Source organism: Sorangium sp. So ce887 (genome assembly GCF_051521455.1).
Lineage (GTDB): Bacteria > Myxococcota_A > Polyangia > Polyangiales > Polyangiaceae > Sorangium.
In genome coordinates this window covers 9,844,201-9,859,304 of sequence record NZ_CP150354.1, presented here as the reverse complement: position 1 = coordinate 9,859,304, position 15,104 = coordinate 9,844,201, and the positions used below count along the sequence as shown (strand labels likewise).

Below are 15,104 nucleotides of genomic sequence, written 5' to 3'. Positions count from 1 at the left end.
GCTGGTGCGCCATGCACCAGGTTGAAGCGTTTTGCCGGCGTCGCAGCGGGTCGCGCGCTGGCACGGGATCCGCAAGTCTCCGCCGCGTTCCCCCTCGCCGCCCGTCATGGGCTGGCCGCCCGCCACGGAGATCTCATGAAAGCGCCCGCCGATAGCGTCGTTCTTCCTGCCCACGCCCGCCTCGTCGCCCGCGACGACGTCTGGCTCGAGGGCAACGCCGTCCAGCAGCTCGCGCGCGTCGCCGCGCTGCCCGGCTGCGTCCGCGCCGTGGGCATGCCGGACCTGCACGCGGGGCGGGGCATCCCGATCGGCGCGGCGTTCGCGTTCGCGGACCGCGTCGTCCCGCAGCTCATCGGCGGCGACGCCGGGTGCGGCGTGCGGCTCGTCGCGACGTCGATCGGCCGCATGGCGCCGGATCTCCTCGAGCGGCGCGCCCGGCAGGCGATGGAGGACGACCCGCTCGACGGCTGCGACCCGGCGGCGGTGTTCGAGCAGGTCTGGCGGTACGGCGCGCGCGGCCTCGCCGAGATCGACGGCGTGCCCGAGGCCCTCGCGCGGCTCGCGGCGGCGGAGCCGGAGGACGGCCTGCGCCCGAGCGGCGACGCCTCGCCGTACCGCGCGGGGTACGAGACCGCGCTCGGCTCGGTCGGCGGGGGGAACCACTTCCTCGAGGTCGCCCGCGTCGGCGCGCCCCGGGATCCGGCGGCGGCGGAGGCCCTCGGCCTCTCCGCCGGGGATCTCGTCGTCCTGGCCCACTCCGGCTCGCGCGGGCTCGGCGGCGCGCTCGGGCAGCGCTGGGGGGCCGCGGTGCTCGAGGGCGATGCCGCCGAGCCGTACCTCGGCGAGCTCGCCGGCGCGTGCCGCTTCGCGCAGGCGAACCGGTTCCTGCTCGCCTACCGGATGCTGCGCGCGCTCGGCGCCTCGCGGGGGTCGAAGATCGCGGGCGGGCTCGACCTCATCCACAACGACGTCGCGCGCGAGACCGTGGGCGGCGAGCCGGCGTGGGTGCACCGGAAGGGGGCCGCGCCCGCCCGGGGCAGCGACTTCACCGTGGTGCTCGGGTCGCGCGGCGCGCCGTCGTGGGTGATGCGCTCGAGCGACGCGGAGGCCGGGCTGCGCTCGGTCGCGCACGGCGCGGGCCGCAAGATGGGGCGCAGCGAGGCGCGCGAGAAGATCGCGGCCAGGTACCGGCGTCGCGAGCTCACCCGCACGGAGCTCGGCGGACGCGTTGTGTGCGACGACCCGGCGCTGCTGCTCGAGGAGCACCCGGACGCGTACAAGCCGATCGCGCCGGTGATCGAGAGCCTCGTGGACGCCGGCCTGGCGACCGCGGTCGCGCCGCTCGTGCCGGTGCTCACGGTGAAGCGATGAGCCGGGCCTGGGTGCAGATCAGCGCGGGGCGGGGGCCGGTCGAGGTGCGGCGGTTCGTGGCGCGGCTCGCCGAGCGGATGGAGGCGCTCTGCGAGGAGCGCGGGCTCGCGGTGGTCGACGTCACGGTGCACGGCGACGAGGACGCGCCGGCCTCGGTCGAGATCCTTGTGGAGGGCGACGCGCGGGGCAGCCTCGAGGGGGAGGTCGGGACGCACGCGCTGGTCGAGAAGAGCGCGGAGCGGGGGCGGGCGGCGCGCAAGCGGTGGTTCGCGGGGGTGGCGGTCCACCCCGCGGGGGCGGACGCCGGCGTTGGGGCAGGGGCGGGGGGAGGCGCGGGCGTGGACCTCCGCGAGCTCGAGATCTCCGCCTGCCGGGCGAGCGGGCCGGGAGGGCAGCACGTGAACAAGACCCTGTCGGCGGTCCGGGTGCACCACCGGCCGAGCGGGATCACCGTGCGCGTCGCCGACGAGCGCTCGCAGCGCGCGAACGTCCGCCGCGCGGTGGAGCGCATCGCCGAGCGGCTCGCCGAGCGCGCCGCCCGGCGCATCGCAGAGGGGGAGGCCGCGCGCTGGAGCGAGCACGACCGGATCGTCCGGGGGGAGCCGGTGAGGACGTACCGGGTGGGGCGGAAGAGCGAGCTCGAGCTGGCGGAGGCGCGGGAGGCGCGGTGAGAGGGGGCCGCCTGTCTGCCGCATCGGCTCTCCCGGGTCTGCTCGTTCGGTCGCATCGACGAGCGGTCGGCACGGGTCGGGCCTGTGCCGGGGTGCGACCGCCGTCCGCTATCAGCGCTCGGTCAGGACGTCGTCGACCGTGGGCGCGGTGAGGACGCGCTCGGTCCAGCTTTCGATCTGCCTGGCATCGGCTGCGCGGACGCGCACCACGATCGGCTCCGGCAGCTCGCCGAAGCGCAGCCGGAGCTGCTTGAGCAACGTGCTTCGCTGCCCTTCGAGGCGGCCCTCCCGCTCGCCCGCCAGCCGGCCCTGCTCGCGAAGGTAGTCTGCGATGGTCACGATCTCCTCCTTGGCCTCCGGTCCCGCCGCCGCGAGCAGCCGCTGCAGCAGCTCCCTGGGCTGCGCCGGGTCGGCGATATTCAGGATATAACGCCACACGCGCGCAAGTGCAGCCCTTCCGCCAGGCGCGCCACGCACCTCCCGGACCACGTCGGCCCAGCTGGACAGGCGCGCCACCAGTTCCTCGGGACGGCGCGCATGCCGCAGGCACCAGAGCACAACCCGCCCGAGCGCCGTCATGGCCCGAGCTCGCAGCGCCTCGTCCGTCTCCGCGCTGATGTCGTCCAGCACGAACCGGAAGTGCCGCAGATACTCCGCCATCAGCGCCATCGAGCCCGGCGGCAGGTCCAGCAGATCCTGGAACGCGACTGCCCCGGTCCAGCCTGTCTCGCTGTGGTGCAGCACCACCGGCAGGATCGCCGGAAGGCGCGTCGCCTTCGGGTGGCGCTCCAGGTAGCCCTGCCAGATGCGCACCATGTACTTGAGCAGCCGAAAGGCCATCAGCGGGTGCGTCGCGCTCTGGTGCTCGAAGAGCACATAGATGAACAGCGGCGCTTGCTCCAGCCTGGCCGAGAAGAGCAGGTCGCTGTGGCTCGCGGTGAGCTCTTCGTCGATGAAGCTGCCGGCGTACAGCGCCAGCGACGCGAAGTCGATACGGGCGGCCAGTGCGGCGGGCAGTCCCTCGCGCAGCGCCGCGGCCGCGTGCTCCGGGTGGCTGAAGGTGGACTTGAACAGGGCGTCATGCGGGGTGGACGTCATGGATGGCACCCCGCGGGCGCTGTGCACCGGCGGCGGGGCTCCACTCATGAATTACGGGGATGTTTGCGCCGTGATTTGGGATTGCGTTGACGGGCGTCGACGACGAGCTCGTGGCGCCGCAGATCGTCGATGTCGGTGGAGGAAAACACGTAGTGGGCCAGGATTGCGGGAGGGGCGACCCGATCCATGTTCCACCTGAGGCATCCCCTCAAATTCTTCGGAAAATTCACAGGGAGGCGGGGAGACGGGGAGGGAAATCTTCAAAATACTCCCTGTCTCCCCGCCTCCCTGTTCAATTTCCCTGCTGAAAATGGCTGTAAAATAAGGGGATTCCTCAGGCCGGACCCTTCAGATTGCCGCAGCGTGTCGTGCGAGCCATGGATGCGCTCATCCCCCAGGTGACCGGCAATCTCACGCAGCCGAGAACGATTCCAAGATGATGTACTCCCCATGCCGGTAAGTGCGTGTTGCTCAATGAGGCGTTACGGGAACGGCTCGCTATTCGCGGCGCTTTTTGCGGGCCATTCAATTCGCATCCCCGCGTCGATCGATGGTGGCCCATGCTGCCGTTATGGATTAGGGTCGCACTCCGATGCACAATCGCTCCGACCAGTTCTCCAAGAACTTGCTGCGAGACGGGCTGAGCCTCGTCTCGGCGGCGGAGACCGAGGTGGAGGTCCTGGCGGCGACACAGAAGATCGATGTCTACAGCGTGCCTGATCCAGCACGGCAGGCCGAGCGCGCCGCCATGGGCCTGCTCGGCGAGCTCTCGGCGGAGCCGGGCCTGTTCGAGCCGTTTCATCGCACGCCGAGCCTTCGTCAGATCCGCCACTGCCTGCGCAAGCAGCTCACGTGGCACCACGAGCTCGAGCGCCGCGCCCGCTCTGCGGCCGGCTCCGTCGTGCCGGACGAGGACGCCGCCGCGCCGCCGCAGCCGGCGGTGCACTTCCCTGCGCTGGTCGTCATCGGGCCGGGGCGCCCTGAGACGGTGCTCGACGCCTACCGCTGCGAGCCGGTGCAACCAGGCGTCTACCAGGCTGTGCCGGGTCTGGCGATGCGGGTGGTGGTGCTCGCCGAGCTGCCGCGGACGCGGGCGACGCTGCTCCTGCGGCTGCTCGGCTCAGGCCGCCTCCTGCGCGAGGCGGTGGCAGATCTCGCGGCGCTGCCCGACGATGCCTGGGAGAAGAGCGTCGCCGCGCCGCTGCTGGTACACTTCCGGCTCGGAACCCAGGAGCCGACGATTGACGAGGAGGACGATGTGAGCGCAGAAATCCGTGCGTGGTTTGAAGAGTACAAGCAGCAGCTGCGGGCCGAGGCGCAGAAGGAAGGCCGCAACGAAGGCCGCAACGAAGGCCGCAACGAAGGCCGCAACGAAGGCCGTGCCGAGGAGGCGGCGCGTGCTGTGCTGACGGCGCTCCGGGTTCGTGGCATCGCCGTGCCGGACGTGGCGCGGGAGCGCATCCTGGCCGAGAAGAACACGGAAATTCTGGAACGGTGGCATGAGCGGGCCGTCGTCGCCGCATCGCTCGCCGAGGTGCTCGGCGACCCGAGCTGAGCGATGCCGGCCAGGCAAGCGTCCCTCCGGAGACGCTGCCCGCTCTGGTGTTCCGGCGTTGCGACCGGTCCGGCCCCCCCCCCGCCAGCGCGACGTCACCCAAGGCGCGGAGGAACGGACTGTCCCCGCCGGGGCCTCCGGCGCGCGCTGCCGCAGGGCGTCCGCCTCGCGTCGCTCACCGCCTCTCGCCGCTCACCGCTTCGCGCCGCCCGTCGTCGCCGCCGGCGCCCCGCCCGGCGTCGCGTCCACCGCGCCCGGCCCGAGCAGCGTGCCGCACATCGTCTTGCACAGGATGTCGGTCGGCCTGCATTCGCACTTGCCCTGCTGCTTGAGCTCGAGCTTCCCGCGCATCTGCTCGACCGTGAACTGCGCCATCCGCTCGACCCGATCCATGGCCCACCCCTCCTGGACCTGGCGCGGCGTCCGCGGCTCGGTGGCCTTGCCGTCGGGCTCGGCGCAGCAGCGGAAGCTCAGGAAGTAATAATAGAACCCCTCGTCGTGCGTGTAGATCTTCGGCCGGCACTGGTTGCGCACGCCCTTGTACCAGGGGCCGCCCGTGTGGACGCTGTCGAACTTGCCGCGCCAGCCGCCGCTCGTCTCGCTCGCCACGACCTCATCCGTGTTCGCGGGCAGGTCGGCGACTCCATAGTCGCTGATGCACTGCTCCTGCGACCCGCTCCGAACCCCTTTCCAGAGGCGGGCCAGCTCGCCCGGGTCGCGCTTCGCCACCTTCTTCATGTCGGGATCGTCCCAGAGATGGTCGCCGTTGCACTTCGTCGCGTCGCGCGAGTACCCATAAGGGAACGGCTTGATCGCGGGCCCCTCGCAGGCGAGCGTCCACTCCGACTCGGTGCAGAGGCGCTTGCCGGCCGCGGCGCACTTGACCTGCGCCTGGTGGAACCGATTCATCACCTCGGGCCGCTCCCCCTTCTTGTTCGGCCACTCGTACGTGTCGATGCAATAGCGCTTCTTCACCTTCTCGCCGGTGCAGCGGGCGGGGGTCGGCGCGAACTCCTCGCAGACGGTCTTCTTGTTCGACTTGTCGTACCAGCTGCGGAGACAGCTGTGCTCGACCTCGGTGCAGTACTCGCCTTCGACGAGCTTCATGTCCGCCGGGCACGCCTGCTCCTCCTCGGCGGCGGCGCTCACCCCGCCGGCTGTCCCGGCCTCGGCGGCCGGCGCGCCGGCCTCGGCGGCCGGGGGCGCCGCGCCCGCGGTCCCGGCAGGGGATGGCGCGGCCGCGGGCGGGCGGTCCTCGTGCGCGCGCGGGGGAGCCGCCGTCTGAGCGGGCTCCGGAGGAGCGCCGGAGCAGGCGGCGGCCAGCGTCAGGGCGGGGAAGGGGAGCAGGAGGTGTCGCATGCGGGGCGTCGGTCGCATGCGGGGCGTCATAATCGAGATCGCGGCGAGGGGAACCCGGGCGTTACGACCCCGGCCCGCGCCCGCGTCCCGCGCGCCCGTCCCGCCGCGTCCCGCGCGCCCGTCCCGCCGCGTCCCGCGCGCCCGTCCCGCCGCGTCCCGCGCCCGCTCGCCGGCGCGCCCGCTCAGCCCTGCTTCGGCGCCCTCATCCGCGCCGGATCCACCGTCCCGTCCCGCGCCACCTTGCCGAACGCGATGACGCTCCGGTCACCGTTCTTCTCCTCGATGACCACCCGCCGCACCGACCACAGCTCCGGCCCCGACGCCATCTCCAGGCTCCGCACGTGCTTCGCGACCTCCTCGGCCCGCGGCCGCGCGACCAGCGTGATCCCGTCCGCGCGGCTCGGGATCGACAGATCGTAGCGCGCCCGCAGCCTCGCCAGATCGCCGCCGAGGAGCACGAGCAGATCCGAGAGCACCGAGCCGAAGCGCCCCGCCGCGCCCCGCCCCGCGCCCGACGCGCCCTTCGGGGTCGCGAAGCCGAACCCCTCGGGCGTGATCCAGTAGGTGATCGCGTCCGGCGGCTTGAGCTCCCAGCGGAGCCGGTCCGGCAGGACCAGCGTCATCTCCCCGTCGCTCTTCACCGCCGTCGCGAGCAGGCCGATGCTCCGCTCCTGCGTGAACGGCGCGACGAGCGTCTTCACCGACGCGCGCGCCCTCGTGATCTCGGCGAGCGCGTCGCCCACCTCGTCCGCGCGCGCGCGGCCGGCGAGCGAGAGCGCGCCGCCGCTCGCCGCGAGGCCCATCAGGAAAGATCGTCGCTGCATCCTCGTCCTCTTCCCTCAGACGGGCGGGCCGCGCTCAATCTGCAATGGGCTTCGGCGTGTTGGGCCCGCTCTCCGGCAGCTCCGGCTTCTCGATGTACTCCTTCGGGAGCTCGCCCGTCAGGGACTTGAGCCAGACCACGATCTGATCGACCTGGGCATGGCTCAGGTCCTTGCCGAGCTGGTGCTTCCCCATGAGCCGCACGGCCTCCTGCAGCGAGGAGACCGACCCGTCATGGAAGTACGGCGCCGTCGCGGCCACGTTGCGGAGCGTCGGCACCCGGAAGACCATGAAATCAGCCTGCTTCTTCGTGATCTCGAAGACCCCGCGGTCCATCGTGTCGGGCCACGATCGCACCAGGCCGAGCTTCTGGAACATCGTCGCCCCGACGTGCGGGCCGAAGTGGCACGTCACGCAGCCGACCTCGACGAACGTGTTGAACCCCTCCTTCTCGGCGTTGGTCAGCGCGTCGGGCTCCCCGTCCAGGAACTGATCCCACCGCCCGCGCGTGAACAGCTTGCGCTCGAACGCGCCGATCGCCTTCGCGGCGTTGTTGACGGTCACGGGCCACGGGTCGTTCGGGAACGCCCTGCCGAACGCCTTCACGTAGTCCGGGATGGAGCGCAGCGTCGCCTCGAGCCGCACCGGCGTCATCGCCATCTCGCTCGGGTTCATCATCGGCCCGTTGGCCTGGTCCTCCACGCTGTCGAAGCGCCCGTCCCACATGAGCGAGAAGAACCCCGCCGAGTTGTAGACGCTCGGCGTGTTGCGGCGGCCGCTCTGGTGGGCGTGACCGACCGACACCTTCGTGCCGTCGGCGCCGTGGCGGTCGAGCGGGTGGCACGAGTTGCACGAGAGGTCGTGGTTCTTCGAGAGCCGGTTGTCGTAGAAGAGCATCCGGCCGAGCTGGATCTTCTCGTCCGTGAGCGGGTTGTTCGAGGACGTGACGAGCGCCGGCAGCGGGTTGAAGCTCCCGAGCCGCTCCGGATCGATCTCCACGGCCGGCTCGGCCGGGGCCGCGGCGGGCGCGGCAGCGGCCGCAGCCGCGGGGGCAGCCGGCGCCGCGCCGGGCGCCGGGGAGGGCGCGGCCGCCGTCGTCTTCTGCACGAGCCAGGCGCCCACGCCCGCGCCCGTCGCGGCGACCAGCGCCGCCGCCGCCATGAGCGGGGCCGTCCTGCTGCGGGGGCGCTCGGCGGTAGGCTGCGGCTCGCCCGCCACGATGATCGTCTTCTGGAAGGGCACCGAGGTGCCGTCGGCGGTCCTCGACGAAGGCGGCCCGTCCGGACGCCCGCGGATCAGGTGGCCGCTCTGGCCCAGGCGCTGGCCGCTCTGGCTGTGCTGGCCGCTCTGGCCCAGGTGGCCAGGGCCGCTCTGCGAGAGCGCCGTGACGTGCTCGGGCCAGCTGCGGGGCGTGCCCACGGGCGTCGGCGGGCGGCGCGTCGGGTGATCGCCGTTGTCCTGCCAGCTGCGGGGCGTGTGCACGGGCGTCGGCGGGCGGCGCGACGGATCGCCGCCGTCCTGCCAGCTGCGGGGCGTGTGCGCCGGCGTCGGCGGGCGGCGCGTCGGCGCCTCGGGGTTCGCGCGCGAGGGCGGCGGCATGTCGGCCCCCAGCGACTCGGGGAGCGGCTGCAGCATGTCCTCGCGGATCGAGAAGCCGTGCGGCAGGAGGATCCGGCACTCGTTCAGCAGCTCCTCCGCGGACTGGAAGCGCAGGTTCCTGTCGATCTGGAGCGCGCGGTGGACCATCTCGGCGACCTCGTAGGTCACCCAGTGCGCCAGGCTCTGGATGGGCGGCGCCGGCACCGAGCAGATCGCGACGATGAGCTCGCCGAGCCCCCGCGAGTTCCGGTAGGGGGTGCGCCCGGCGAGCATCTTGAAGAGGACGATGCCGAGCGACCAGAGGTCGGTCCGGCCGTCGACGTCCTTCATGTTGCGCGCCTGCTCGGGCGACATGTAGATGGGCGAGCCGATCAGGTTGCTCGTGGCGGTGAGCTCCTGGTGGTGCTCGAAGCTGTCGTCGGCCTGCATCTTGGCGACGCCGAAGTCGAGGAGCTTGACCGAGAACTCCCCCCCGTCGCGCCGGGCCAGGAACAGGTTGGCGGGCTTGATGTCGCGGTGGAGGACGCGCGCGTCGTGCGCCTTGATGAGGCCCATGCACGCCTGGGCCACGATGCAGAGCGCGAGCTCGGGCGGCAGCGGGCCGAGCCGCCGGAGCAGCTGGTCGACGTCCTCGCCCGCGAGCAGCTCCATCACGAGGAAGGGCAGGCCCGTCGCCCGGTCCCTCCCGCTATCGAGCACGCTCGCGATGTGCTCGCTCTCGATCGCGCCGGCCGCCCTGGCCTCGCGCTCGAAGCGGGCCATCACCGCGTCGTCCTGCGCGAGCTTGCTCGTGATCACCTTGACGGCGACGCGGCGGCCGGTGCCCAGGTGCCGTGCCTCGTAGACTGCCCCCATCCCGCCCTCACCGAGCAGCCCGAGGATGAGGTAGCGTTGATCGAGGGTGGTGTTGATCAGGTTGATGTCCGTCATGGTCCGGTCGACCCGGTCGCCGCTCCGCTGCGGCGACGTTGCGCCCCGAATCGCATTGTCGGACGGAAGCTCGCGCTAGGCAATCTCGCGGTACGGGAGCGCCGGACGAGAGGTGTCCCAGCCCCGGTGTACGGGCGTGGACGACGCGGCCCTTTGTGAAACGAGGGCGAAACAGTTGCGCACCGGCCTCGGCTGTGAAGCGCGTCACGGCCGCGTCGCGGAGATTATTGAAGCGCGTCACGGCCGCGCCGCGGAGATTATTTAAGCGCGTCGTCGCTGCGCCGCGGAGATTATTGAAGGAGCGTCGCCGCCGCGCCGCGGAGATTATTGAAGGACCCTCGCGGCCACCACCTCGACGAGCGACGCGGTCGTGCTCTCAGGGAGCGTCGCGGCCGCGCTCGCCGTCCCCGGCGGAGGGGCCGGGCGCGCTGCTGCCGAGCTCGCCGCCCGCGTGGGGTGAGCCGGCGCGCTTCCAGGCGGCGTAGTCGCCGCTCGTGAGCAGCGGATCCTCGGGCAGCGCCTCCGGCTCGGCGGGGTCGAGCGCGGGGTCGAAGGTCGGGGCGAGCAGCCGCGCCAGGTCGAAGCGCAGGAAGCGGCCGGCGAGGTGGGGGCCCTCGCTGACCCAGAGGACGCGCGCCGTCGCATCCATGACGACCGCGTGCGTCGCGATGAGCGCGTCGATCGCGCGCCGGTCGCCGAGCGGCAGCGGCGCGCCGCCGGGCCCGCGCCTGTCGCGCAGGACGTCGACCGCCGCCTCGACGGTCGCGCCGTCGGGCAGGGCCGCGAGCCGCTCGTCGAGGCGGCGGCGCCGCGCGTGGGTCGAGGTCTCGGCCTCGACGCGCCGGTTGCGCGGGTCGCCGGCGAGCGGCCCCTCGAAGTGGTTCGTGAGCGGGACCTTGCCGCGGCCGCGGCGCGCGTGGAGCGGCACGCCGGGCGCCCGCTCGGCGATCGCCGCCTCGCCGGCCGCGTCGACGAGCATCACGAGGTGGGAGACCATGGGCGCGCGCGCCTCGAGGATCGCGAGCGCCTCGTCGACGCCCCGCGCGCGGCCGAGCACGTCGCGCATCGTGTGCACGACCGGCTCGCCCGCCGCGCGCGGCTCGCCGGCGCGCCCGCCGTGGACGACGAGCGCGAGGCCGGCGGCGTTCATCCCGGTCACCGCGCCGACGAGACCGGGCCAGGACACCGAGGCGTACGGGATCTTCCCCTGCTCGTGCACGAGGAACACCGCCTTGCCCTCGTCGAAGACGGGCCCGGCCTCGAAGTCGAAGTTGCGGGCCAGCACCGCGTGCCCGCCCGCCGACGCGGCCCCGGTGAGGGCGAAGCTCGTGCAGCCGATGAGCGGGGAGTGCTCGAACGAGAGCGCGATGTCGTAGAGCGACTGGAGGAAGATGAAGCGGTGGTACGTGGGGAGGACCCCGTCGAACGGGTCGGGCGAGAAGGCGCGGGCCTGCGCGGCGATCTCGCGCCGCACGCCGTCGCTCATGCCCTCGTCGACGCCGCGGAACTGGAGGCGCGAGAGGTCCATGAGGAGCCACCGGAGCGGGGCGACGGGCACGTAACGGCGGAGCTGCTCGTGGAGGGTGTCTTCGTTCTGGACCATCTCCGGGTAGAAGAGCCGGCCGTGCTGGTGGCCGATCTCCTCCGGCGATCCGGCGAGGCGCGCCTCGAGGATCCGGCCGCGGCGGCGCGCGTAGGCGGGCCCGAGCACGCGCAGCCCCGCCGGCCCGGCCGCGGGCTCACCGGCGACGGCGCGGATCGGCGGCGGCTCGATCCGCGTCGCGGCGCCGATGCCGAGGTGCGCGAGGACCGGCGCGGCGAGCAGCGCTGCGGCCGCGACGAGCTTGCGCCGGTGGCGGGCGAGGCGCGAGGGCCGCCGGAGCGCGCCTGCGGGGGGGCCGGGCGCGGGGGGGCCGGACGCGGGGGGGCCGGACGCGGCGCTGCCCGACGCCGCGCCCGCGCTGGATCCGGCCCTGGCCTTCACGTGTTCCAGAGCCTGCGCCCCGGATCAGGGGGGCGCCGCTGTCGGCTGCGACGGGTGGGGGTCGATCTCGGCGGCGAGGGCGCTCGCCACGGCGGAGCGGCGCGCGTCGGGGGACGGCACCGGCGCGGCGGGCACGTGGCGGAGCCCGCGCGTGAGCGCGAGCGTCGCCAGCACCCGGCCCACGATCCGCGCCGGATCGCGCACGCTGTCGAAGTGCGTGAGCCGCTCTTCCTCGGTCGGATAGATGACCCGGGTCGGCACCTCGACGATGCGGATCTCGGCGGCCACCGCGCGCAGGAGGATCTCCGCCTCGAAGGCGTAGCCGTCGTCGCGCGCGCCGAGCGAGAGCGTCGTCCGGAGCGGGTAGCGGCGCAGGCCGCACTGCGTGTCGGCGAAGGGCCGGCCCGCGAAGAGCGACAGGAAGAAGTTCGAGATCCGGTTCGAGATCTGGTTCGCGCGCGGCGCGCCCGCCGACACGAGATCCCGGATGCCGAGCACGAGCGCCTCGGGGTCGGCGTCGGCCTCGATGAGGCGCCGCGCCTCCTCCGGCGGGTGCTGGCCGTCCGCGTCGATCGTGACCGCGACGTCGAAGCCCGCGGCGAGGGCGAGCTCCATCCCGGTGCGCAGGGCGGCGCCCTTGCCCCGGTTCTCCGGGTGGATCAGCACCGTGGCGCCCGCCGCGCGCGCGCGCTCGGCCGTCCGGTCGCTCGACCCGTCGTCCACAACGAAGACGGCGCCGTCCAGGCCGTTGACCCGGAGCGCCTCTCGTGTGACGTCCTCCACGTTGCGCTCGGCCTGGTAGGCAGGAATGATGGCGCAGATCCGCATGAAGCAGAGCGCGATTACCACGGTGTGCCCTGGATGAACAGCGGCAGGCACGATCTGTCCGGTACGTCCACGCCGCCTGCGGAGCGATCTGCGGAGCGACGTCCGGCCGGGCTCGGCGCGGGCGGGTACGCGGCGCATGGCGGGCGATCGCGGCCGTACCGGGTCGGGTAGCGCTCGCGCGACAAGGAGCCTCCACGTGCGTGTCCCTTCGACGCCGGCCGGCGCTCTTCGCCCGGAACCCCGACCGAGCCTGCTCCGCCGCCGCCCCCATTTCCGTCGCGTCTGGCTGAGCGAGATCGTCTCGTTGCTCGGCGACTGGATGAGCTTCGTCGCCGTGAGCCTGCTCGCGCTGGGCGGCGAGGGGGGCGGGGTCGTGGCGCTCGCGCTGGTCATCGTCGGGCATCACCTCCCGAACGCGCTGTTCGCGCCGGTGGCGGGGGTGCTCGCGGATCGGCTCGATCGGCGGCGGCTGCTCATCGCGACGAGCGTGGTGCAGGGCGCGCTCACGGTCGCGATGCTCGGCGCCGCGGTCCTGGGCAGCGTGGCGGCGGTGCAGGTGCTCGTCTTTGCCCGCGGGTCGGTGGGGGCGCTGCGCCTGCCGGCGCAGAGCGCGGTGCTGCGCCACGTCGTCGAGGCGGACGAGCTCCTCGAGGCGAACGCGATCGTGTCGGCGACGTGGAGCGTCATGTTCGCGGTCGGGATGGCGGTGGGCGGCCTGATCGCGGCGCTCGGTCCTGCGACGGCGCTCGCCCTGGACGCGGCGTCGTTCGGCCTGTCGGCGCTGTTCCTCTGGGGGCTCCCGTCGATGGTGGCCGAGGGGCGTCCGGCGGAGGGCGGCGTGCTCGGGGCGCTCGCGTCGGTGCGGCGGGACATCGCGCTCGCCTGGACGCACGCGTGGGAGCGGCCGCCGCTGCTCGACGCGGTGCTCGCGAAGACGCCGGTCCACCTGGCGAACGGCGGGGCGCTGCTGCTGCTCAACGTGCTCGCGACGCAGCTCGCCTTCGCGGGCACGGGCGCGCTCACGCTGGGGGTGCTCCAGTGCGTGCGCGGCGCGGGGACGGGGATCGGCCCGCTGGTCGGCGTCGCGCTGGTCCGCCGCGGCCTGCGGGGCGAGCTCGCGGCGACCGGGGCCGCCTGGGTGACGTTCGCGGCGATCGCGGCGTTCGCGGTGACCCGGCACGCGGCGGCGCTGATCGCGGTCGCGCTCGTGTGGGGGCTCGGCAGCGGGGCGAACTGGGTGCTGTCGAGCGCGGAGATCCAGCGGCTGTCGCCGGACCGCTTCGTCGGGCGGCTCTCGGCCATCGACAACCTGGTCCTCACGGTCGGCCTGTGCGCCACGTCGCTCGGCGGGGCCGTGCTGGTCGAGCGGGTCGGCGTCCCCGGGGCGGCCGCCTGGCTGGGCCTGGGCGCCGGCGTGCTCGCCTGGCTCGGGTCGCAGTGGATGCTGCGCCGGCGGGCCGCGGCGTTGCGCCGGGGGGCCGCGGCCGTGCCGGAGGCGGCTTCCTTGCCGCCGGAGACCGGGCGCGGGTAGCCTCCGGCCCCGATGATCCCGGACGTATGGGCGCCTCTGCGCGGCCTCGCCGTGCGCCGCTGCGACGACGAGGGCCTCATCAATGGAACGTGGGTGGCCGGCGGGGCTGGCGGGGCTGGTGAGGTCGGCGGGGCTGGCGGGGCTGGTGAGGTCGGCGGGGCTGGTGAGCCACCGCGGTTCGTGGTGCAGCGGGTGAGCCCGATCTTCGCGCCGGAGGTCCACGACGACATCGAGGCGGTGACCGCCCACCTGGCCTGCCGCGGGCTCGCGACGCCGCGGCTGCTGCGCACGGGCGATGGCGCCCTCTGGGCGCGGGATGGCGCGGGCGCGGTGTGGCGGGTGATGGACTTCGTCCCTGGCCGCACGCACCACCGGGTCGGCTCGCCCGCGCTCGCGCGCGCGGCGGGGGCGCTTGTCGCGCGGTTCCACCGGGCGGTGGACGACCTCGAGCATGCGTACCGCCACGTCCGCGCCGGCGCGCACGACACGGCGCTCCACATGGAGCGGCTGGACGGCGCGGCCACGGGAGGGGAGGGGAAGCGGCTGGCAGATGCGATCCTCGACGCGTGGCGCACGTGGCAGGGGCGGCTCGACCTGCCGCTGCGGCACTGCCACGGCGATCTCAAGATCTCGAACCTGCGCTTCTCCGACGCGGGAGAGGGGATCTGCCTGCTCGATCTCGACACGCTGGCGCTGCAGTCGATCGACGTGGAGCTCGGCGACGCATGGCGGTCGTGGTGCAACCCGGCCGGGGAGGACGCGACCGAGGCGCGCTTCGATCTGGAGGTCTTCGCCGCCGCGGTGGCCGGCTACCGCGAGGTGCGGCCGTTCGGCGCGGAGGAGCGGGAGGCGCTCGCGGACGCCGTGGAGCGGATCGCGCTGGAGCTCGCGGCGCGGTTCTGCCGGGACGCGTTCGAGGACCGGTATTTCGGCTGGGATCCGGCGCGGTTCCCGACGCGGGTTGCGCACAACCTGCAGCGGGCGGCGGGGCAGCTGTCGCTGGCGCGCTCGGCGCGGCGGCAGCGCGGGGAGATCGCGCGGCTGCTCGCGGGGGGGTGAGCGGATCGGCGCGGGCCGCCGCTGGGCTGGGCGGGCATGTCGCGACATGGGCGGATGCCTGGCCGAGCAGGCGGCGGGCATGTCGGGATATGGCGGGGGCCTGCTCGACCACGCATCCCGGCATGTCAGGACATGGGCGGGGGCCTCGCCGAGCAGGCGGCGGGGATATCGGGATATAGGCGGGGGCCTGGCCGAGCAGGCGACGGGTATGTCGCGACATGGGCGGGGGCCTGGCCGAGCAGGCGGCGGGCATGTCGCGACATGCCAGGAGCCGACCGAGGCGAGGGCCGACCGATT

Annotated in this window: 11 protein-coding genes; 5 read left to right on the top strand and 6 right to left on the bottom strand. The window is 73.6% G+C overall.

The annotated features are described in order from the left end of the window. Window positions 1-135 precede the first annotated feature (135 nt). The gene (locus WMF36_RS36910; protein WP_437575507.1) at window positions 136-1,371 is read left to right on the top strand and encodes an RtcB family protein; all 1,236 of its coding nucleotides are present in this window, start codon (window positions 136-138) and stop codon (window positions 1,369-1,371) included. Further along, window positions 1,368-2,042 carry a peptide chain release factor-like protein gene (locus WMF36_RS36905; RefSeq protein ID WP_437575506.1) on the top strand — a complete coding sequence of 225 codons (675 nt, stop codon included), beginning with the start codon at window positions 1,368-1,370 and terminating at the stop codon, window positions 2,040-2,042. Before WMF36_RS36910 ends, WMF36_RS36905 begins: the two co-directional genes overlap by 4 nt. A 111-nt stretch (window positions 2,043-2,153) precedes the next feature. On the opposite strand, the gene WMF36_RS36900 is transcribed toward WMF36_RS36905, so the two are convergent. Next, complete coding sequence (locus WMF36_RS36900) at window positions 2,154-3,140, bottom strand: Rpn family recombination-promoting nuclease/putative transposase (RefSeq protein WP_437575505.1); 987 nt, start codon at window positions 3,138-3,140, stop codon at window positions 2,154-2,156. Between the two features lie 592 nt (window positions 3,141-3,732). Here WMF36_RS36900 and WMF36_RS36895 point away from each other — a divergent pair. Beyond that, window positions 3,733-4,695, top strand: a complete 963-nt coding sequence (locus WMF36_RS36895; RefSeq protein ID WP_437575504.1) for a hypothetical protein — start codon at window positions 3,733-3,735, stop codon at window positions 4,693-4,695. A 192-nt stretch (window positions 4,696-4,887) separates the two neighbouring features. Here the strand turns inward: WMF36_RS36895 and WMF36_RS36890 are convergent, their stop codons facing one another. The 5 genes from WMF36_RS36890 to WMF36_RS36870 form a co-directional block, all read right to left on the bottom strand. Next, a complete protein-coding gene (locus WMF36_RS36890) occupies window positions 4,888-6,072 on the bottom strand; it encodes an SUMF1/EgtB/PvdO family nonheme iron enzyme (RefSeq protein WP_437575503.1) in 1,185 nt (394 codons plus the stop codon). Between the two features lie 164 nt (window positions 6,073-6,236). Continuing rightward, window positions 6,237-6,878, bottom strand: coding sequence for a LolA family protein (locus WMF36_RS36885; protein WP_437575502.1), 642 nt, complete (start codon window positions 6,876-6,878; stop codon window positions 6,237-6,239). A 34-nt stretch (window positions 6,879-6,912) separates the two neighbouring features. Beyond that, complete coding sequence (locus tag WMF36_RS36880) at window positions 6,913-9,405, bottom strand: cytochrome c peroxidase (protein WP_437575501.1); 2,493 nt, start codon at window positions 9,403-9,405, stop codon at window positions 6,913-6,915. A 376-nt stretch (window positions 9,406-9,781) separates the two neighbouring features. Continuing rightward, window positions 9,782-11,389, bottom strand: coding sequence for a C45 family autoproteolytic acyltransferase/hydolase (locus tag WMF36_RS36875; protein WP_437575500.1), 1,608 nt, complete (start codon window positions 11,387-11,389; stop codon window positions 9,782-9,784). Window positions 11,390-11,413: 24 nt separating this feature from the next. Beyond that, entirely contained in the window at window positions 11,414-12,238 is an 825-nt protein-coding gene (locus WMF36_RS36870; RefSeq protein WP_437575499.1) for a glycosyltransferase family 2 protein, read from the bottom strand. Window positions 12,239-12,413: 175 nt separating this feature from the next. Between WMF36_RS36870 and WMF36_RS36865 the strand changes: the two genes are divergently transcribed. Both WMF36_RS36865 and WMF36_RS36860 read left to right on the top strand, forming a co-directional pair. Then, window positions 12,414-13,748: an MFS transporter gene (locus WMF36_RS36865; RefSeq protein WP_437575498.1), complete on the top strand. Its 1,335-nt coding sequence runs from the start codon at window positions 12,414-12,416 to the stop codon at window positions 13,746-13,748. Between the two features lie 12 nt (window positions 13,749-13,760). Beyond that, window positions 13,761-14,807, top strand: a complete 1,047-nt coding sequence (locus tag WMF36_RS36860; RefSeq protein WP_437575497.1) for a phosphotransferase enzyme family protein — start codon at window positions 13,761-13,763, stop codon at window positions 14,805-14,807. Window positions 14,808-15,104: the final 297 nt, after the last annotated feature.